This is a genomic window from Telluria sp. B2, from assembly GCF_051789535.1.
Classification (GTDB): domain Bacteria; phylum Pseudomonadota; class Gammaproteobacteria; order Burkholderiales; family Burkholderiaceae_D; genus Telluria.
Genome location: NZ_CP196525.1, coordinates 5276677 through 5295437, shown reverse-complemented (window position 1 = coordinate 5295437; position 18761 = coordinate 5276677). Strand labels below are relative to the sequence as shown.

16 protein-coding genes are annotated in these 18761 nt (G+C 64.3%); 4 read left to right on the top strand and 12 right to left on the bottom strand.

Annotated features, from left to right (window positions below):
- Positions 1–93 precede the first annotated feature (93 nt).
- Both ACSUZJ_RS23400 and ACSUZJ_RS23395 read right to left on the bottom strand, forming a co-directional pair.
- Positions 94–1287 (bottom strand): globin domain-containing protein, encoded by a 1194-nt coding sequence (locus tag ACSUZJ_RS23400; protein ID WP_499412044.1) that lies wholly within the window; start codon positions 1285–1287, stop codon positions 94–96.
- 115 nt (positions 1288–1402) lie between these two features.
- Positions 1403–1879, bottom strand: coding sequence for an RrF2 family transcriptional regulator (locus ACSUZJ_RS23395; protein WP_499412042.1), 477 nt, complete (start codon positions 1877–1879; stop codon positions 1403–1405).
- A 173-nt stretch (positions 1880–2052) separates the two neighbouring features.
- Between ACSUZJ_RS23395 and ACSUZJ_RS23390 the strand changes: the two genes are divergently transcribed.
- On the top strand, positions 2053–3522 hold the full coding sequence (locus ACSUZJ_RS23390) for an APC family permease (protein WP_499412040.1): 1470 nt from the start codon (positions 2053–2055) through the stop codon (positions 3520–3522).
- A gap of 266 nt (positions 3523–3788) precedes the next feature.
- Here the strand turns inward: ACSUZJ_RS23390 and ACSUZJ_RS23385 are convergent, their stop codons facing one another.
- The 6 genes from ACSUZJ_RS23385 to ACSUZJ_RS23360 form a co-directional block, all read right to left on the bottom strand.
- Positions 3789–5090 carry a tetratricopeptide repeat protein gene (locus ACSUZJ_RS23385; protein WP_499412038.1) on the bottom strand — a complete coding sequence of 434 codons (1302 nt, stop codon included), beginning with the start codon at positions 5088–5090 and terminating at the stop codon, positions 3789–3791.
- A gap of 55 nt (positions 5091–5145) precedes the next feature.
- The gene (locus ACSUZJ_RS23380) at positions 5146–5430 is read right to left on the bottom strand and encodes a hypothetical protein (RefSeq protein ID WP_499412037.1); all 285 of its coding nucleotides are present in this window, start codon (positions 5428–5430) and stop codon (positions 5146–5148) included.
- Positions 5431–5612: 182 nt separating this feature from the next.
- Entirely contained in the window at positions 5613–6428 is an 816-nt protein-coding gene (locus tag ACSUZJ_RS23375) for an autoinducer binding domain-containing protein (RefSeq protein ID WP_499412035.1), read from the bottom strand.
- 101 nt (positions 6429–6529) lie between these two features.
- Positions 6530–8689, bottom strand: coding sequence for a S46 family peptidase (locus tag ACSUZJ_RS23370; RefSeq protein WP_499412034.1), 2160 nt, complete (start codon positions 8687–8689; stop codon positions 6530–6532).
- Between the two features lie 287 nt (positions 8690–8976).
- Positions 8977–10254: a phospholipase D-like domain-containing protein gene (locus ACSUZJ_RS23365; protein WP_499412032.1), complete on the bottom strand. Its 1278-nt coding sequence runs from the start codon at positions 10252–10254 to the stop codon at positions 8977–8979.
- 68 nt (positions 10255–10322) lie between these two features.
- Positions 10323–10592 (bottom strand): GlsB/YeaQ/YmgE family stress response membrane protein, encoded by a 270-nt coding sequence (locus tag ACSUZJ_RS23360; protein WP_036212790.1) that lies wholly within the window; start codon positions 10590–10592, stop codon positions 10323–10325.
- Between the two features lie 296 nt (positions 10593–10888).
- Here ACSUZJ_RS23360 and ACSUZJ_RS23355 point away from each other — a divergent pair, with 296 nt between their 5' ends.
- Positions 10889–12385, top strand: coding sequence for a hypothetical protein (locus tag ACSUZJ_RS23355; RefSeq protein ID WP_499412031.1), 1497 nt, complete (start codon positions 10889–10891; stop codon positions 12383–12385).
- A gap of 62 nt (positions 12386–12447) precedes the next feature.
- Here the strand turns inward: ACSUZJ_RS23355 and ACSUZJ_RS23350 are convergent, their stop codons facing one another.
- The 3 genes from ACSUZJ_RS23350 to ACSUZJ_RS23340 all read right to left on the bottom strand — a co-directional run bounded on the left by ACSUZJ_RS23350 (position 12448) and on the right by ACSUZJ_RS23340 (position 14203).
- Complete coding sequence (locus tag ACSUZJ_RS23350; protein ID WP_499412030.1) at positions 12448–13017, bottom strand: YceI family protein; 570 nt, start codon at positions 13015–13017, stop codon at positions 12448–12450.
- Positions 13018–13080: 63 nt separating this feature from the next.
- Entirely contained in the window at positions 13081–13632 is a 552-nt protein-coding gene (locus ACSUZJ_RS23345; RefSeq protein ID WP_499412029.1) for a YceI family protein, read from the bottom strand.
- A gap of 34 nt (positions 13633–13666) precedes the next feature.
- On the bottom strand, positions 13667–14203 hold the full coding sequence (locus tag ACSUZJ_RS23340) for a cytochrome b (RefSeq protein ID WP_499412027.1): 537 nt from the start codon (positions 14201–14203) through the stop codon (positions 13667–13669).
- 198 nt (positions 14204–14401) lie between these two features.
- Between ACSUZJ_RS23340 and ACSUZJ_RS23335 the strand changes: the two genes are divergently transcribed.
- Entirely contained in the window at positions 14402–16381 is a 1980-nt protein-coding gene (locus ACSUZJ_RS23335; protein ID WP_499412026.1) for a TOL_0244 family TonB-dependent receptor, read from the top strand.
- Between the two features lie 77 nt (positions 16382–16458).
- On the opposite strand, the gene purB is transcribed toward ACSUZJ_RS23335, so the two are convergent.
- On the bottom strand, positions 16459–17838 hold the full coding sequence (purB, locus tag ACSUZJ_RS23330) for an adenylosuccinate lyase (RefSeq protein WP_499412025.1): 1380 nt from the start codon (positions 17836–17838) through the stop codon (positions 16459–16461).
- Positions 17839–18143: 305 nt separating this feature from the next.
- Between purB and ACSUZJ_RS23325 the strand changes: the two genes are divergently transcribed.
- A complete protein-coding gene (locus tag ACSUZJ_RS23325; protein ID WP_499412023.1) occupies positions 18144–18758 on the top strand; it encodes a glutathione S-transferase C-terminal domain-containing protein in 615 nt (204 codons plus the stop codon).
- Positions 18759–18761: the final 3 nt, after the last annotated feature.

The window sequence follows — 18761 nt, the reverse complement described above, 5'->3', positions numbered from 1 at the left end:
ACGTGGTAAGGATACGCCCGTAACGCGTGGGCAGTGGGGCTGGCTAAATGCCAGCACTACAAAGTGCCCACCCTACGGGAAACGCCGCGTTTTTTACAGCAGGTGATCCAGCAACTCCGGCCCGAACACCTCGCGGTGCAGGCGCGCCGGAGGCACGCCGGCGTCCAGCAGGGCCAGCCACTGCGCCTGCATGAACTTCAGCGGGCCGCAGATCCACACCTCGGCCGCTTCGCGGTCCCAGGCCGGCAAACGCGCCACGTCCATGCGCCCGGCCAGCACGCCGGCTTCGCCGTTCACTTCCTCATAAAAGGTTGCCACCTGCAGGTTCGGCATCACGGCCTGCGCTGCGGCCACGTCGTCGCGCAGCGCGTGATGGCGCGCGTCGCGAGCGGCGTGGGCGAAGATCACCTGGCGCTGCGGATTGACCATGGCGATGCGGTTGAGTGCCGATACCATCGGCGTGATGCCGACGCCGGCCGACAGCAGCACGATGGGCGCGTCCGATTCGGTATCCGGCGTGAATTCGCCGAACGGGTGGGTCACCTGCAGCACGCTGTCGACCTGCACGTTCGCATGGATCCAGTTCGACACTTCGCCGGCCGGCGTGCTGTCCTGGGCGTCTTCGCGCTTGACCGAGATGCGCAGGCTGTCCTTGCCCGCGGCGTCGGACAGGCTGTACTGGCGCAGCTGGTGACGGCCGCCCGGCAGGTCGACGGCGACGCTGACGTACTGGCCGGCCTGGAAGGGCGGCAGCGGCTTGGCATCAAGCGGGACGAAGCGGATCGACAGCACGTTGTCGCTCTCGCGCTTCACCTCGGTCACGCGCATTGGACGGGTTTCGCCGGGCTCGACGCCGGCGGTGCTGTACATCTCGGCTTCGGCCGAAATCAGGAGGTTCGCCAGCGAGTTATAGGCTTCGGCCCAGGCGTCCAGCAGCGGCTTGGTGGCGGCCTCGCCCAAGGTGGCGGCGATCGCGCCCAGCAGGTGGCGGCCGACGATCGGGTAGTGCTCGGCGCGGATGCCGACCGACACGTGCTTGTGGACGATGCGTTTCACTACCGGCCCCAGGGCTTCCGGCGTCCCGATGTTGGCCGCGTAGGCGAACACGGCCGAGGCCAGCGACTGCTGCTGCGCGCCGCGCGCCTGGTTGCCCATGTTGAACAGGCGCGTCAGCTCCGGATGCTCACCCAGCATGTTCTTGTAGAACAGGGTGGTGATGGTGAGACCGTGTTCGCGCAGGACGGGGACGCTGGCATCGATGTAGGGACGGGAAGCGGCGGAGATCATCGTGTATTCCTCAGTTCTTGCATTTTAAATGCAACTTTAAAGTTTTAAAAAATGCTTGCACTGGGCAAGCAGTCGGTACGGCATCCGCTGTACCGCGTGGGGACAAGTCCCCACCCTACGAAAAGCCTGGAGACAGCCTGTCGGGGCTGCCACTCCAGAACATCTTATGCATGCGCACGATCTGCTCGCCGGTATTGCCTTCCGTGATACGGGCCAGCGTGTAGCGGTCCATCTCCTGGTAGAAGGCGCGCATGCCGGCGCGCAGCACGCCGCGCAACTGGCAATCCAGGCTGAGGGCGCACTTCGTGCCCTCGCAGTCGACCAGCTCGTCGTCGCCTTCGAGCTCGCGCAATACCTGGCCGACGGTCAGCACCTGCGGATCGGCGGCCAGGCGCAGGCCGCCGTTGCGTCCACGCATCGCGCGCACCCAGCCGGCACGGGCCAGGTGGCCGACCACCTTCACCAAGTGATTCAGCGGGATGTCGAACTGCGTGGCGATCTCCGCAACCGTCACCGGATGCGGGCGTTCGCCGGCGCGTTCGAGATAGATCAGCACACGCAGGCCGATGTCGGAAAAGCGGGTCAGGCGCATCGGATACTGTTCTGTAATTGACGGAAATATTCTAGCTCATAAATACGCATTGCGGATGCATATTTTGAGAAAACTATTTTCTCAGCCACAGCAGAACAGCCCTATAATCGCGAACTTTGGCTGTTTCTTCATGCTCAGCCATTTTCCAATTTAGCGTGACCAAAGGACACTCCGTGAATCTGACCCTGGGCCAGAAGCTGTTTCGTACCAAATCGGCTGAGCGTGCGCACGACGACAGCCACAGCCACGGCGGCGGCACCCTGACGCGCTCGCTGGGCCTGTTCCCGCTGACGATGATCGGCGTCGGCGCCACCGTCGGCACCGGCATTTTCTTCACGATGGTGGAAGCCGTGCCGAAGGCGGGACCAGCCGTGATCCTGTCGTTCCTGATCGCCGCGCTCACCGCCGGCCTGACCGCCCTGTGCTATGCCGAACTGGCGGGACGCGTGCCGGCCTCGGGTTCCTCGTATTCCTTCGCCTACGCCACCGTCGGCGAATTCGCGGCCTTCATCGTCGCGGCCTGCCTGCTGCTCGAATACGGACTGGCCGGCAGCGCGGTGGCGATCGGCTGGTCCGATTACCTGAACAACTTCCTGCAAAATGCCTTCGGCTGGCAGATCCCCGAGCACCTGCGCTCGCCGATGTTCGTGTCCGACCACAGCAACCTGAGCGTGCATGCCGGGAACTTCAACCTGCCGCCGGTGCTGCTGGTGGGGATGTGCTGCATCCTGCTGGTGCGCGGCGCCAAGGAATCGGCCACGACCAATGCGGTCATGGTGGTGATCAAGCTGGCCATCCTGGCCTTTTTCGCGGCGATCGCGTTTACCGGTTTCGACGCGAATAACTTCCAGCCCTTCTTCAACACGGACACCAGCAAGGGCTTCGCAGGCATGGCCGGCGTGACCGCCGCCGCCGGCACCGTGTTCTTCTCCTTCATCGGCCTGGACACCATCGCCACCGCCGGCGAGGAAGTGAAGGACCCGCGCCGCAACGTGCCGATCGGGATCCTGGCGGCCCTGATCATCGTCACCGCCTTCTACCTGCTGGTGGCGATGGCCGCGATGGGCGCGCAACCGGCCCACATGTTCGAAGGCCAGCAGGCCGGCCTGTCGGTGATCCTGCAGAACGTCACCGGCCAGGCCTGGCCGGCGCTGGTGCTGTCGGCCGGCGCCGTGGTCTCGGTGTTCTCGGTGACCCTGGTGACGATCTACGGCCAGACGCGCATCCTGTACGCGATCAGCCGCGACGGCCTGATCCCGAAGACCTTCCAGAAGGTCAATCCGCGCACCGGTTCGCCCGTGTCGAACACCCTGATCGTCTGCCTGGTGGTGGGCCTGATCGCCGGCCTGGTCGACGCCACCTTCCTGTGGGACATGGTCAGCATGGGCACGCTGACGGCCTTCATCGTGGTCTCGATCGCGGTGCCCGTGATCCGCGCCAAGCAGGGCCCGGATGCCGAACACGGCTTCAAGGTGCCCTTTGGTCCCTACGTGATCCCGGGCCTGTCGATTGCCGCCTGCCTGTATATCATGAAGGACCTGCCAATGGCGACCTACCGCGTGTTCTTCATCTGGATGGCGGCTGCGGTGGCGACCTACTTCCTGTACAGCGTGCGGCACAGCCGGCTGAACAGGAAGGACTGACCGGCCGGAGCGTCGCACCAAAAACGCCGTGCTCGACTGAACTGACCTCGTAAAGTTTGCTAGACAGCCAAGGGCTGGGTTCTGTATTGCACAGGGCTCAGCCCTTTTCGTTTCAACTTGCCAGTTAAGTATTGCCGCGCCAACGACAGCTTGGATTGCTCGTCATACTTCGCCATGAAAAAAACCCATAAGTTGGTGTCCAACTTATGGGGTTCAGTTCAGTTCGGCGTTTTCTTGCTGGCCGCCGGCGGCGGCCATGGACGGGCTCAGCGCAGGCTGGCGCAGTGCTTGCCGAAGAAGTAGCCGGCCTGCTGCACCGCTTCGTCGTAGCCGCCGCGGCGCTTCTTGCGCAGCTTGTAGATGAGCGTGCCGGTCACGCCCAGCCAGATGAGGCCGAAGGGCGTCGCCGAGGCCAGCAGGGCGAGGCCAGCGAACACCATCCATACCAGCGCGAAGCCGGCCAGGAAGGCCAGCAGCTTGGTGCTGTTCTTCGGATAGGCCGTGACGATGTTGCCGTTGGCCTTGGTCACGCTGCCGTCCTCGAGGTCGAAGATCGTCGTCGGCACGCCGCTGTCCTCGTTCTCGGGGCCGACGAACAGGACGGCGTAGGCGCGTCCCTGGACCAGGCTGTCCCGGGCCGGAATGCTGGCCGTGAACTGCCGGCCAGAGGCGGTTTCGAAGGTGGCGACGCGCCAGTGCGAGGTGGTCGTGCTGACGTTGCCGTTGAAGCTCGATACCGAGGTATGGCTCTTGCTGACCGAGGCGACCAGCCGACCGATGTTCGGGAACATCTTCCATTTGCCGCCGTAGGCCGGGAAGCGCGCGATGGCCTCCCACTCGGCCTCGCGCTGGCGTTCCTCGGCATCGTTCTTCATGCCCTGGCTCACGGCGACGGCGTCCTCTTCGCCGAACTGGGCTGCCTTGCCGATCAGGTCGGCGTAGGATTCTCCAGCGGCCGGGGTGGCGCCCATGCGGATCGCCTCGGCCTTCAGGTACAGTGAGCGCGCATACGTTGGCGGCGAAACATGGCGCATGATGTCGAACATGCCGGCCTGGCGCTGCAGCACGTCGTAGGCGTTCTGCGGCGCGCATGGAATGTGCTTGCCACCCAGGTAGACTTCCGCCAGCAGGATGGCCGCGTCGGTGTTGCATCCACCTTCAACGCTCTCGGACAGCAGTTGCAGCGCGTCGAGCGGTTTTGCCGGCTGGCCTTCGCCGGCCAGCATCATCCGCGCCAGCAGGGTTGCCGCGTTCGACTCGCCCATCTGGTGCGCGAGGCGGGCATTCTCGAGGGCGCCAGCGAAATCCTTCGACTGGCGCTGCAGGTTCGCCAGCCAGTAGCGGCTGAACGCCGAGCCGAGCTCGGCAGCCATCTTGGTGTACTTGAATTCCTTGACCCGGTCGGCGCGCAGCGCCGGGGTGCCGTCCGCGTAGACGCTGACGAGCATCTCGGCGGCTTCGACATTGCCCTGTTCGGCCAGCGCCGCGGCTTCCTTCTCGGCTTGCATGGCCTCGCTGGGCGTAGGGCTGTTGAGTTGCTTCTTGAGATCGTCGATATCGGTAATCATGATGGAGGAAACGCGTTCAACGGGTGGGCGAGGCCAGGCTTGGCAGACTGGGGATTCAGCGCTTGTTGCAGACGGGCGGATTGGTCATGCCCATCGTCAGGAGATTGCCGCCATTGATGGTGCAGGCGTATTCCTTCTTGTCCTTGGTTTTGAGCACGGCATAGGTATTGGTGCCCTCGGTGCGGCGCGTTACCAGCGTCAGGTCGGCCGGGGCGTAGCCGATCGCGCCGGCAGCCTGCGACTTGATCGATTCGTCCGAGACGAAGTTGGTTTTCTCGGCAACGGTGGAACAGCCCGCCAGGGCGAGGGCGCAGAGGGCGGTCAAAACGGTTTTGCTCATTTCATTCCTTGCTGGTGGATTTGTGCTCGTCCCGGACGGGACCGCATGCGCCCGCGCGCTCGTATGTTTTGCGCACGCCAGGCATGCGGCGACGGCGAGACATCGCACAGGCGTGCATATTGTAGAAATCTGGCGCGGGGAAGGGACCTGTAAGCCCTTACAGGTGCCGGCGCAGGGAAGGCTCAGGGCGCGATCAGCCCCAGCGAAAAGGCCTTGGCGACGGCCTGGGTGCGGGTGCTGGTGTCGAGTTTTTTCATCGCATTGTCGACATGGAAGACTACCGTCCTTTCGGCGAGCGCCAGGATGCGCGCGATCTCCCAGGAGGTCTTGCCGGCGCTGACCCAGGTCAGCACTTCCTTCTCGCGCGCGGTCAGACGCACCGGCGCCGGGGCAGCCGTGCCCTGCGCGTCCAGGCGGCGTACGCTCTCGTGCAGGTAACTGATCAGCATGTGGCCCTGGCTGACATGGCGCTCGACGACGCGGCGGTCGCGCTCGCGGTTGCGCTCCAGCGTCAGGCTCAGCAGCGACAGGGCGCCATTGCTGCCAATGAGCGAGCAGGTCATGCCTGCCGCGATGCCGTGCTGACGCGCTTCGTCGAAGAACGCGCCGGTACGGCTGTCGCCCGGCAGCGCCAGACGATGCCAGAGCTGCGGCAGCGGAGAGCGGCTGCACAGGGCAATCAGGGGATCGACGTCGACGTAGCCGGCCTCGATGTAGCGCCTGGTCCAGCTCTCTGGATACGCCGTGAGGAGCTGCCCTGAAACGAGGTCGGTGGCATCAAAGCTCTGCTGGGGCTGGCGCGAGCGACCGGGCGCGCTATCGCCATAGACGAAGGATTCGAAGCCGAAAGAATAGGCGAGCTGCCGGACGCTGTCGAGAAGATGCGCTCTGGTGGGCGCGAGCAGGAGCGTTTCGAAGTGGCGCAGCACGATCAGGACATGCAGTGGCAGGGTGTCTGGCAGATAATTTATTATTAAATAGATTTTACTTTTGGTCAATATATCAGTTGGTAGAAAACAAAAAGCCACGCGCCTTGCGGCAGCGTGGCTTTGTGCGTCGAGGGAAGCCTTGGCCTCCCTCGCGGAACGTTCACTGAAAATTACAGCGCGTTCATTTCCTTCAACAGGTTGTCCGCCTTGTCGACGTGCTTCATGTTCCACAGGATGTAGCGGATGTCGACCTGGATGTCGCGGGTGTTGGCGGCGTTGAAGTCCCAGTCCGAGATGATCGAGTCCAGGGTGCCATCAAAAGCCAGGCCGATCAGTTCGCCGCGCTTGTTCAGCGCTGCCGAACCCGAGTTGCCGCCGGTGATGTCGAGGGTCGCCAGGTAGTTGACCGGCACCGTCTTCAGGGCCGGGTCGACGTACTTGCCGAAGTCCTTGGCCTTGATCGCGGCCAGCTGGGCGGCCGGGGCGTTGAATTCGCCTTCGCCGGTGTGCTTCGCAACCACGCCCTTGACGGTGGTGAACGCGGTCCAGGAACCGGTGCCGTCGGCGCCATGGTCACGGCCCATGATCTTGCCGAAGGTCACGCGCAGGGTGCTGTTGGCGTCCGGATAGACGGCCTGGCCCTTGCTGTTCATGTAGGCGATTTTTGCTTTCATGTAGCCCGAGTAGGCTTTCTGGATCTTGCCGGCGAGTTCTTCCTCTTTGGCTTCGTCCTTCATGTCGGCGTCATACATGGCGACCGCGGCCTTGATGAAGCTGTCGTTGCTGGTCTTGAATTCGGCCGGCGACTTCTTCAGCCAGGCGGTGCGCTCTTCCTTGTTGGCCAGTTTCGAACCAGCGTAGGCCTTGTCCAGGGCGGCCTTCAGCTCGTCCTGGCTCATGCCTGCGCGGATGCCCAGGGCGTCGTTGAAGGCCTTGTCCTGCTCGGCAACCGGCTGGGCCAGGTACTTGCTCAGGAAGTTCATGACCAGGGCCTTGTCGACCTTTTCGTCATAGGTGCGGTCCTGGCCGGTGATGACCGAGGTCAGGCGCGCCATGTCGCGTTCCTGGTAGCCCGACTTGCGCTGGGCGTCCGGCTTGGTGCGCTCGTTGGCCAGGCGGTACAGGGTACGCGCCGAGCTCAGGAAGCGCGGCTGGGCGTAGCCCAGGTAGAAGCCCTGCTTGGCGTGGGCGTCGCGCTCGGCGATCAGCTTCTCGGCGGTCTCGATGTCGGCGCCGAACTGCTTCTTGCGGGCGGCGTCGCTGTTGACCCAGGCCTTCAGTGCGGCGTGCTCGGCGGTCTTGCGTGCCAGGAAGTCGCTGTTCTCGTACGAGGTCAGCATGCCCTTGCGGTTCTTGTAGTAGTTGTTGACGCTGGCGATCTGGCCGGCGTATTTCAGCTTGGCGGCCGGGTCGTTCTTGGTCTCGCGCTCGATAATGGCCAGCACTTCACCCGAAGCCTGCACAAAAGCAGGGTAGTTCCAGTCGAAGGTGTACTGCACTTCCGACGGCAGGCGGTGGCGGTTGGTGCGGCCAGGGTAGCCGGCGACCATGATGAAATCGCCTTCCTTCGAACCTTCGGTGGCGACCTTCAGGAAGTGTTTCGGCACGTAAGGGACGTTGTCGGCCGAGTAATCGGCAGCCTTGCCGTCCTTCGAAACATAGGCGCGGTAGAAACCGTAGTCGCCGGTGTGGCGCGGCCACATCCAGTTGTCGGTGTCGCCACCGAATTTGCCGACGCCGGCCGGCGGCGCGTGCACCAGGCGCACGTCGCGGATTTCCAGCTGCTTCAGGCGGTAGAACTCGAGGCCGCCGTAGTAGCTCGGCACGGTGCAGCGGTAGCCCGGGGTCTTCTCGCAAGCGGCAACCATTTCCTTCTGGTTCTTCTCGATCGCATCAATGCGGGCCTTGCCGGTCAGCTTGGCGACTTTCTTGTCGATGATCTGGTCGGTGACGTTGGTCACTTCCTCGGTCACGAAGACGCGGCTGCCCGGGGCGGCCGGCACTTCCTCGGCCAGGGTCTTGGCCAGGAAGCCGTTGGCCAGCAGGTCGCGCTCGGGGGTCGAGTTGACGGCGACGCTGTTGTAGACGCAGTGGTGGTTGGTGATGACCAGGCCCTGCGGCGACACGAAGGAGGCCGAGCAGCCGCCCAGGCTCACAACGGCGCCCATCGGGAATTCGGTCAGCTTGGTCAGGGTATTCGGGTCCAGCTCCAGGCCGGCGGCTTTCAGTTGCTGGGCTACTTGTGGCAGCTGCTGCGGCATCCACATGCCTTCGTCCGCTTGTGCGGCAAAGCTGGTCAGGATGGCGAGCGAGAGGAGAGTCTTTTTCATTCGCGTGTGTCAGGGATGGTTGTCGGATGCGTCGGGCTCCGCGGAGCAACCCGGAGTATGGATACTCTACGGCTGGCTCGTCAACCACTAATTGCCTGTCAAGACACGGGCGGCTCAGGCGATGAATCAGGCGATGAATCAACGGATCGGCTGTAGGGTGGGCGCCCCGTGCCCACCGAAAGCCTGCCCCGCGCCTGCTCATCCGTCTGGTGGGCACGGGACACCCACCCTACGGGTATCGCCACGCCGCCTATATGCGAGAACAGCACGCGATGCATCACCGATGACTACAGTTGCGCTCCCAGCAGCGAGGCCGCTTCGCCGGCCAGTTTCTCGGTCCACGGGCGCTGGCGCCAGGCCTGCAGGGTGATCGGCCGCGCGCGCTTCCAGTCGTCCTCGAAGACTTCGCGCTGGGCGCGTGCGAATGCCGGGTCGAGCAGGTTCAGGTTGGCCTCGTCGTTGATGCTGAACGAGCGGTTGTCGAAGTTGGTCGAGCCGACCGAGACCATCATGTCGTCGACGATCAGCGCTTTTACGTGGTACATGGTTGGCTGGTATTCGGCGATCCGGATGCCGGCTTCGAGCAGCGGTCCCCAGCGTTCGCGCGAGGCGATGCGCACGACGTCGGAGTCGATTTCCTTGCCTGGCGTAATGATGCGTACGTCGACGCCACGCTTCGCCGCGGCGACCAGGGCGCGGATCGCCAGCTCGTCCGGCACGAAGTAGGAGGCCGACAGCAGGATCGACTGGCGCGCGGCGGTGATCGCCATCAGGTACATCAGGTGCATGCTGGCGCTGCCGCCCGTGGGCGAGCTCGAGAACATCTGGGCGGGAATCGGGCCTCTGGGCGTGAGCGGCGGGAAATAGTCGGGCCCGTCAAGCACGACGCCGGTGGCCTTCGTCCAGTTGTCGGTGAACACAGCCTGCATCTGCCCCACCACCGGGCCCTCGACGCGGAAATGGGTATCGCGCCAGTGGTCCTCGTCCTGGGCGTTGCCGCGCCACTGGTCGGCGATGCCGACGCCGCCTGTGAAGCCGACCACGCCGTCGACGATCAGGAGCTTGCGGTGGGTGCGGTTGTTCAGGCGCGCCAGTTTCCACCAGGCCGGCTTGTGGTAGCGCTGCAATTGCACGCCGGCGTCGCGCATCTGCTGCATCGATTCGTCGTCCATCTTGATACTGCCGATGAAGTCGAGCATCACGTGGACCTTGACCCCGGCGCGCGCGCGCTCGGCCAGGGCCTGGGAAAACTCGTGGCCGATGGTGCCCGACCAGTAGATATAGGTTTCAAAGGTGATGCTGGTTTGCGCGCCGCGGATCGCTTCCAGCATGGCCGGGAAGATCTGGTCGCCGTTGAGCAGCACCTCGACCTTGTTGCCCTCGATAATGGGTGGACCGAGCAGCACGCCCATCGAACGCCGGAACTGGGCGTCGTGGATGTCATACTGGCGCGTCAGCTGGGTCTCGATCTGTTTTTCGCTCGGCATGAAATTGAGGGCTAGAAAGCCCGCCAGCAAGGTGAGGATGCTGGTGATCAAGATGATGACGAGGGTTCTGGGGCGCATGCGATGTTCCAAGCAAAAAAAAACCAACGCATGAAAGCGTTGGTTTATCAGGGACTTACCAACTCTTATTAGCGAACGCGGCCGCGGCGCAGCAGGTTCACGATGGCCAGCAGGATAACGGCGCCCAGGAAGGAAACCAGCAGCGACGAGACACTGAAGTCATCCGAATTGATGGTGCCCGTCCCGAACAGCGGGGAAAGCAGCCAGCCGCCCAGGAAGGCGCCAACGATACCAACCACAACGTTCAGAATCATGCCTTGCTCAGCATCGGTCTTCATGACCATGCTGGCGAGCCAACCCAGGATACCACCGACTACGATCCAAATGATGAATAGCATTTTAGTTCCTCCTCATAGTGAAAAGACTACCCCAGGCCAATTGATTGCCGTGGCCATGTGAAAAAGTCTACGTAGGCCAGCCACAGTGGGTCGGTGCGGCAAGTAACGTTAGACGATGAATTGCGCAGTCGTGTTCCAAGCCATTGTTTTATCAGTGTTTTTCTTTCCTCTCGGAATGTCCTGAGGTGAGTGCGTCAGCGAACAGAAGCATATGGCTGGGCAGGCATATTGTTCGTGAACTGGCAACGATCCATGTTGCAAAGTCCACTGCACCACGAACCTTGAAAGGATCAATCATGAGCTACGACACGACGAACAACCAGCAGTCGCGCATGGTCACCGGCCTGTTCCCTGATCGCGCCAGCGCCGAGCGCGCCTATAGCTCGATCTCCGATCGCGGCTATGGCCGTGACGACGTCAACCTGATGATGTCGGATTCGACCCGCAAGACCCACTTCGGCGACACCGATACCGAACTGGGCAGCAAAGCGGCCGAAGGCGCCGGCATCGGCGCAGGCATCGGCGGCACCATCGGCGCCGTGCTCGCTGGTATCGCCGCGGTCGGCACCACGCTGGTCCTGCCGGGCGTCGGCCTGGTGGTCGCCGGCCCCCTGGCAGCGGCCCTGGCCGGCGCCGGCGCGGGCGGCATCACCGGCGGCCTGATCGGCGCACTGATCGGCGCCGGCATCCCGGAAGAGCGCGCCAAGCACTATGAGGAAGGCATCAAGAACGGCGGCATCCTGATGGGCGTGAACGCCCGTTCGGACGAAGACGCCCAGCACATCCACCGTTCGTGGACCGAAAGCGGCGGCTCGCACGTGATCGGCACCGGTGTCGGCGCCGTCGGCGGCGCACTGGCTGGCGCCGGCATCGGCGCGGCGGCCGGTCCGGTCGGCATGGCGGCGGGCGCCGCGATCGGGGCCGTGACCGGCGGCATGGCCGGCAAGGGCGTGGGCGAAGTGGTCAACCCGAAAGCGGGCGACGACCTGCCCGAACACCACCTGGCCAAGGGCGTGGGCGCCGGCACCGGCGCTGCCCTGGGCGCGGCTGCAGGCACCGTTGCCGGCCCGATCGGCATGGCTGCGGGCGCTGTCGTGGGCGGCCTGGCGGGCGGCGCGGCCGGCAAGGGCGCGGGCGAAGTGGTCAACCCGAAAGCGGGCGACGAGCTGCACGACCATAACCTGGCGCAAGGCGTCGGCGGCATGGGCGGCGCGGCAGCCGGTGCTTCGGTGGGCGCGGTCGGCGGTCCGGTCGGCATGGCTGCCGGCGCCGTGATCGGCGGCCTGGCCGGCGGCGCAGTGGGCAAGGGCGCGGGCGAAGTCATCAACTCGAAGCCGGGCGACGAGCTGCACGACCATAACCTGGCCAAGGGCGTCGGCGCCGGCGGCGGTGCGGCGGCAGGCGCTTCGATCGGCGCCGTCGGCGGCCCGATCGGCGCAGTCGTCGGTGCGGGCGTGGGCGCTGCGGTCGGCGGCATGGCCGGCAAGGGCGTCGGCGGCATGGTCAACCCGGCGCACGAAGATGCCTACTGGCGCGACAACTACCAGACCCAGTCGCACTACACCCCGGGTTACACCTATGACGACTACCAGCCGGCCTACGCGCTGGGCTACAACGCCAAGGGCCGCTACCAGGGCAGCTTTGACCAGAACGAGCACCACCTGTCGGACGAGTGGAACAGCACCAAGGGCAATTCGCGCCTGTCCTGGGACCACGCCAAGGTCGCCAGCCGCGCCGCCTGGGACCGCGTCGAGCGCGCGATTCCGGGTGACTCGGATCGCGACGGCAAGTAATCGCTTCGTGATGTAAAAAGCCCCGCTACTTTTCGGTAGCGGGGCTTTTTCGTTGGTGCGTTTTACTGCTTGACTGCCTCGACCTGGATCGCCAGCTTCACTTCCGGCGAGAAGCGCGGCAGGCCGAAGTTGACGCCGTAGTCGCTGCGCTGGAAAGTGGCCGACGCATCGGCGCCGCAGACTTCGCGCTTGAGCATCGGGTGGTCGATGCACTTGAACTTGTTGATCGTCAGGGTCAGCGGCTTGGTCACGCCATGCAGGGTGAACAGGCCGTCGACCGCCACCGGGGTGTCGCCGTTGAAGCGGATCTTGTCGCCCTTGAAGGTCGCGGTCGGGTACTTTTCGACGTCGAAGATGTCCGGCTTGCGTGCGTGCTCGTTCATCTTTGCATGGCCGAAGTCGACGCTGTTCATGTCAACCGTGATGTCGACGCTGCCGGTCTTCGCCGCGCGGTCGAGCACGATGGTGCCCGAGGTCTTGGTGAACTTGCCGCGCCAGACCGAGATGCCCATGTGGTCGGCTTCGAAGCTCGGGTAGGTGTGGTTCGGCTCGATCTGGTAGGTATCGGCGGCGGCAAAGGCGAAGCTGGCGCTGGTGGCCAGCGTGGCAGCGATCAGGCACTTGAGTTTCATGGGTTACATTCCCTGGTTGGTTGATCTACTTGTTCAACGGACTGGTTCAACTTACTTTTCGGCTTATTGGCCCGCGGTGACGCGGAACTTGATGACAACTTCATCGGCGACCATGCTCGTGTCTTTCCACTCGCCTTCGCCGATGTTAAAAGCCAACCGCCGGATCGGCAACTGCCCTTCGAAAACCTGTTCTTTTCCCTGCGTCTTTACCGTGAGCGGGAAGGCGACGTCCGCGGTCCTGCCCTTGATCGTCAGCTTGCCGGCGACGTTCAGCTTGCCGGCGCCGGCCGGCTTGATCGATGTCGATACGAAAGTCGCTTTCGGGAACTGCGCCGTATTGAACCATTCTTTCTTGGCCACCTCGCGGTTGTACTCAGCGTCGCCCAGGTCCATGCTGGTGGTGGCAATGTCGACCGCGGCCTTCGAGGCTTCGGGCTTTGCCGCGTCATAGTCGATCTGGGCCGTGAAGGTCTTGAACTTCGCTTCGACCGGCACGTTCATCTGCTTGAACACGGCCGAGACACCGCTTTTCGCCGGGTCGGTCTTGAGCGGGGCGGCGTGAACAGCGGCGCCGGCGAGCAGGGCGGCGGCCAGCAGGGCGCGGATGGGTTTCATCTCTGGGACTCCTTGTGTTGAATTCATTTGCAACTTATTTGGAAGACAGCGGCAGCATGCGCTGCATCACGCCGTCGCGATCCAACAGCAAATGCTTGAACGCGGCCAGCACGTGGAAAGCGACCAGGGCCGCCAGCAGCATGTTGAGCCAGTAATGCAGGGCGCCGAGCACGGGTTTCAAGGCAGCATCGGCCTCGATCAGCACCGGCAGCGGCAACACGCCGAACCAGACCACCGGCACGCCGGCCGCCAGGCTGTAGAAGTAGCCGGACAGGGGCACGGCGAACATCAGCACATACAGGAGGCCGTGCAGCGCGTGCGCGGCGCTGCGCTGCCAAGCCGGCATCGCGTCCGGATAGGCCGGCGGACGGTTGCGCAGACGCCACAGGAGGCGCAGCGCAGCCAGCGCCAGCACTGTCACGCCCGCCCATTTGTGCCAGGAAAAATAGCGCAGCTTGGTCGGCGTCAGGCCGGGGATGTCCGTCATCACCAGGCCGAGCGTGAAGGTGCCGACAACCAGCAAGGCGATCAGCCAGTGCAGGGCAATGGCGACGGAAGAGTAACGCTGCATGAATAGTCCGGGCTAGTACTTATTGGAAGAAAACTATAGCAAAAAAGGCTACAAGGTGCTGGAAAGGCCACTATTTCTTTCTGTACACTATCATGGTTTGTTAAACGTGCACAGCCGCAAAGCCGCAGAATGTAAAATCGAGGTCAGCGCGAATTCATGATTAAAACGCGGCCCTGTCGCACTGTGTCAAAGGAAGCTATGCACCGCCCATCGTTCCCCGCGCGTCCGCGTGCCTTGGCCCTTCTTGTGGGCATCGCCGCGCTGGGCCTGGCTGCGCCGGGCCTCGCTAGCGCGGCGGACGACGCCTCCGCTCCTGGCCTGCCTCAGGGCGAGTTCGCCGATCTCTCGATCGAGGAGCTGGCCAATATCCAGGTCACCTCGGTATCGAAAAAGCCGGAGCGCCTGCTCGACGCCCCGGCATCCGTGTTCGTCATTACGGCCGACGACATCCGCCGCGCCGGCGCCGCCAGCCTGCCGGAGGCGCTGCGCCTTGCGCCCAACCTGCAGGTGGCCCAGGTCAATGGCGCCGGCTATGCCATCACGGCGCGCGGCCTGAACGGCGGCGGCAATAGCGCGCCGAACAAGCTGCTGGTGCTGATCGACGGCCGTTCGGTCTACACGCCGCTGTTTTCCGGCGTGTTCTGGGACGTGCAGGACGTCATGCTCGAAGACATCGACCGCATCGAGGTGGTCAGCGGCCCGGGTGGCACGCTGTGGGGCGTGAACGCGGTGAACGGCGTCATCAACATCACGACGCGCTCGGCGCGCGACACCCAGGGCAGCCTGGCCGTGCTGCGCGGCGCCAGCAACGGCGCCGACGTCGCCTTCCGCCAGGGAGGCCGCAACGGCGAACGCAGCTGGCGCGTGTATGGCAAGGCGCAGGCCCGCGGGCATACCGAATTGGCCAGCGGCGCCCCGATCGACGACGCCTGGCACGCCGCCCAGGTGGGTGTGCGCGCCGACTGGGAACGCGGCGCCGACCGCTTCAGCTTCATCGGCAACGCCAACCGCGGCGCCTTCGAGCAGCCGGCGCCCGGAACGATCGCCGTCTCGGGTGAAAACCCCGGCCTGGACACGGTGGACACCCGCGGGCTGAACCTTACTGGCGAATGGGTGCACACGCTGGCCGACGGCGGCAACATCAACGTGCAGCTCTACTACGACTACACGCGGCGCCAGGTGCCGCCGACTTTCACCCAGTCGCTCGACATCGTCGACCTGCAGCTGCAGCACACGCTGGCCGCCACCGGCGCGCACAGCATCGCCTGGGGCGCGAATGCCCGCTACAGCTGGGACAGGACCGAAAGCAGCCAGTATGTCGCCTTCCTGCCGGAACGCCTGAACCAGACCTGGCTCAGCCTGTTCGCGCAGGACGAGATCGCGCTTACGCCGACGCTGCGCGCCACCCTCGGCGCACGCGTCGAGCGCAATCCCTATACCGGTGCCGAATTGCTGCCGAGCGCACGCCTGTCGTGGAGCGCGACGCCGGGCCACGCGTTCTGGGCCGCGGCCTCGCGGGCGGTGCGGGCGCCCTCGCGCATCGATGCCGACGCCCACATCCCTGGCCGCCCGCCCTACATCCTCGCTGGCGGAGAAAACGTGCGCTCGGAAGTGGCCAAGGTCTTCGAGCTGGGCTACCGCGGCCAGCCGCTGTCGCGCCTGTCGTATTCGGCGACGCTGTTCTACAACGACTATGACCACCTGCGCACCCAGGAACTGGCGCCGAGCCAGACGGCGGTCAGCTTCGCGAACCTGATGGAAGGGCATGCGCTGGGCGTCGAAATGTGGGGCAGCTTCCAGGCGACCAGGGCCTGGCGCCTGTCCGGCGGCTTGACCGCGATGCGCGAGCGCCTGCGCCTGAAGCAGGGCAGCAACGATGTCGGCGGCTTGCAGCGGGTCGGTCTCGACCCCTCGCATGTCTGGCAGCTGCGCTCGCACTACAGCATCGACGCCGCGCGCGAGTTCGAGGTGGCGCTGCGCAAGGTGGACGATCTCGACAGCCCGGCCGTGCCCGGGTACACGGCGCTCGACGCCCGCTTCGGCTGGCGGCTGCGGCCGAACCTGGAGCTGTCGGTCGTGGGCAGGAACCTGAACGGCAGCCATGCGGAATATGGCGGGATCGCCTACCGCTCCGAGATTCCGCGCACGGTGGCGGTCAAGCTGGTGTGGCAGCAGTAGGTTTCCCTGCACCACAAACAGAAAAAAGCCCGCGTCATCGCTGACGCGGGCTTTTGCTTTCAAACCGGTACGCCGGCTCAGATCGCCTTGGCCAGCTGGGCCGCCAGGCCCGTGTAGTTCGACGGCGTCATTTGCAGCAGCAGGTCCTTCGCTTCCTGCGGCACCGCCAGCTTGCCGATGAATTCCTGCAGCGCTTCGCGGGTGATGCCCTTGCCGCGGGTGAGTTCCTTCAGCTGTTCGTACGGGTTCTCGATGCCGTAGCGGCGCATCACGGTCTGCACCGGCTCGGCCAGCACTTCCCAGCTCGCGTCCAGGTCCGCTTCCAGGCGGGCGGCATTCACTTCCAGCTTGTTCAGGCCGCGCAGGCAGCTGTCGTAGGCCAGCAGGGCGTAGCCGAAGCCGACGCCGATGTTGCGCAGCACTGTCGAATCGGTCAGGTCGCGCTGCATGCGCGAGACCGGCAGCTTCTCGGCCATGTGGCGCAGCACCGCGTTGGCCAGGCCCAGGTTGCCTTCCGAGTTCTCGAAGTCGATCGGGTTGACTTTATGCGGCATGGTCGACGAACCGATCTCGCCGGCCTTCAGCTTCTGCTTGAAGTAGCCCAGCGAAACATAGGTCCAGATGTCGCGGTTCAGGTCGAGCAGGATGGTGTTGGCGCGCGCGATGGCGTCGAACATCTCGGCCATGTAGTCGTGCGGCTCGATCTGGATGGTGTACGGGTTAAACGTTAAGCCAAGCCGGTTCTCGATCACGTCCTTCGAGAATGCCGGCCAGTCGAAGCCCGGGTAGGCCGACAGGTGGGCGTTGTAGTTGCCGACCGCGCCGTTCATCTTGCCGAGGATTTCCACATCCGCGATGCGCTTCACGGCGCGCTGCAGGCGCGCGACCACGTTGGCGAATTCCTTGCCCAGCGTCGTCGGGCTGGCGGTCTGGCCGTGGGTGCGCGAGAGCATCGGCAGCTCGGCGTTCACGTGGGCGATGTCAAGCAGCTTGGCGATGATGGCTTGCAGGGCCGGCAGCAGCACGGTATCGCGTGCGGCCTTGAGCATCATGCCGTGGCTGGTGTTGTTGATGTCTTCCGAGGTGCAGCCGAAGTGGATGAATTCGGACGCCGCGACCAGCTCCGGCACGTCTTTTACTTTCTCCTTGAGCCAGTACTCGACCGCCTTGACGTCGTGGTTGGTGACCGCTTCGATTTCCTTGATGCGTGCGGCGTCCTCTTCGTCGAAGCCGGCGGCCAGGTCGTCGAGGTGGGTGCTCGCTTCGATCGAGAAGGGCTTGATCTCGGCAAAGCCGGCCTGGGCCAGGGCCTGCAGCCAGGCGATCTCGACCATCACGCGATGGTGCATGAAGCCGGCTTCGGACAGGATCGGGCGCAGCTTGTCGGTCTTGGCGGCATAGCGGCCGTCGAGCGGCGACAGGGCCGACAGGGAGGAAAGTGGGGCGGTAGCGGTCATGGCGGGCGTCCGTGCAAAAACGCGGATTTTACCATTGGACCGGGCAAGGCTCCTTGTTGCGGACGCAGCGAACGCGCCTGGCGCGGCGGTTTTTTGGCACAAGGCCAATGTTATACTTATAGAACCTATCTCAGCAGGGAAGAGTCGTTGCTGACGCGCCTGACAAGCGATTGCTGCGTTGTTCGTCGTTGCATGGCTCGCCATGCGGCCTCCTCACGCCTTGCTCTCGCTTGCCATGCATCGCCATCAACTTCCTCTTCCCTACCGAGACAGGTTCTAATCAAACTCCCCCTTTCCGAGCATCTATGAAACTCATCGGTTCGAACACCAGCCCGTATGTGCGCAAGGTCCGCGTCGTCATGGCTGAAAAGAAGCTCGACTACACTTTCGAGCTCGACAACGTCTGGGCCGCCGACACCCGGATCCACCAGTCCAACCCGCTAGGCAAGGTGCCCTGCCTGCTGATGGAAGACGGCAGCGCCATTTACGACTCGCGCGTGATCTCCGAATACCTCGATACCCTGACGCCGGTCTGCAAGCTGCTGCCGCCGAACGGCCGCGACCGCGCGGACGTGAAGGTGTGGGAAGCGCTGGCCGACGGCGTGCTCGACGCGGCCGTGCTGGTACGCCTGGAAAAGACCCTGCGTCCACAGGAACAACAGAGCCCGCAATGGATCGAGCGCCAGCTCGGCAAGGTACGCGCCGGCCTGCAGGTGATGTCCGACAAGCTCGGCGACGGGGCTTTCTGCATGGGCAAGAACTACACCCTGGCCGACGTCGCTGTCGGCTGCGCGCTGGGCTGGCTCACGTTCCGCTTCCCCGATATCGACTGGCGCGGCGCGCACCCGAACCTGGCGCGCCTGCACGACAAGCTGGCCGAGCGCGCGTCCTTCAAGGACACCGTTCCCTTCGAAGGCTGAGCC

What these genes read in the sequence shown, in the direction of transcription:
- purB (WP_499412025.1), bottom strand. Translation starts at nt 17,838, where the DNA reads ATGACCGCTACCGCCCCACTTTCCTCCCTGTCGGCCCTGTCGCCGCTC.
- ACSUZJ_RS23360 (WP_036212790.1), bottom strand. Translation starts at nt 10,592, where the DNA reads ATGCTATTCATCATTTGGATCGTAGTCGGTGGTATCCTGGGTTGGCTC.
- ACSUZJ_RS23395 (WP_499412042.1), bottom strand. Translation starts at nt 1,879, where the DNA reads ATGCGCCTGACCCGCTTTTCCGACATCGGCCTGCGTGTGCTGATCTAT.
- ACSUZJ_RS23370 (WP_499412034.1), bottom strand. Translation starts at nt 8,689, where the DNA reads ATGAAAAAGACTCTCCTCTCGCTCGCCATCCTGACCAGCTTTGCCGCA.
- ACSUZJ_RS23345 (WP_499412029.1), bottom strand. Translation starts at nt 13,632, where the DNA reads ATGAAACCCATCCGCGCCCTGCTGGCCGCCGCCCTGCTCGCCGGCGCC.
- ACSUZJ_RS23355 (WP_499412031.1), top strand. Translation starts at nt 10,889, where the DNA reads ATGAGCTACGACACGACGAACAACCAGCAGTCGCGCATGGTCACCGGC.
- ACSUZJ_RS23400 (WP_499412044.1), bottom strand. Translation starts at nt 1,287, where the DNA reads ATGATCTCCGCCGCTTCCCGTCCCTACATCGATGCCAGCGTCCCCGTC.
- ACSUZJ_RS23325 (WP_499412023.1), top strand. Translation starts at nt 18,144, where the DNA reads ATGAAACTCATCGGTTCGAACACCAGCCCGTATGTGCGCAAGGTCCGC.
- ACSUZJ_RS23385 (WP_499412038.1), bottom strand. Translation starts at nt 5,090, where the DNA reads ATGATTACCGATATCGACGATCTCAAGAAGCAACTCAACAGCCCTACG.
- ACSUZJ_RS23335 (WP_499412026.1), top strand. Translation starts at nt 14,402, where the DNA reads ATGCACCGCCCATCGTTCCCCGCGCGTCCGCGTGCCTTGGCCCTTCTT.
- ACSUZJ_RS23365 (WP_499412032.1), bottom strand. Translation starts at nt 10,254, where the DNA reads ATGCGCCCCAGAACCCTCGTCATCATCTTGATCACCAGCATCCTCACC.
- ACSUZJ_RS23350 (WP_499412030.1), bottom strand. Translation starts at nt 13,017, where the DNA reads ATGAAACTCAAGTGCCTGATCGCTGCCACGCTGGCCACCAGCGCCAGC.
- ACSUZJ_RS23340 (WP_499412027.1), bottom strand. Translation starts at nt 14,203, where the DNA reads ATGCAGCGTTACTCTTCCGTCGCCATTGCCCTGCACTGGCTGATCGCC.
- ACSUZJ_RS23380 (WP_499412037.1), bottom strand. Translation starts at nt 5,430, where the DNA reads ATGAGCAAAACCGTTTTGACCGCCCTCTGCGCCCTCGCCCTGGCGGGC.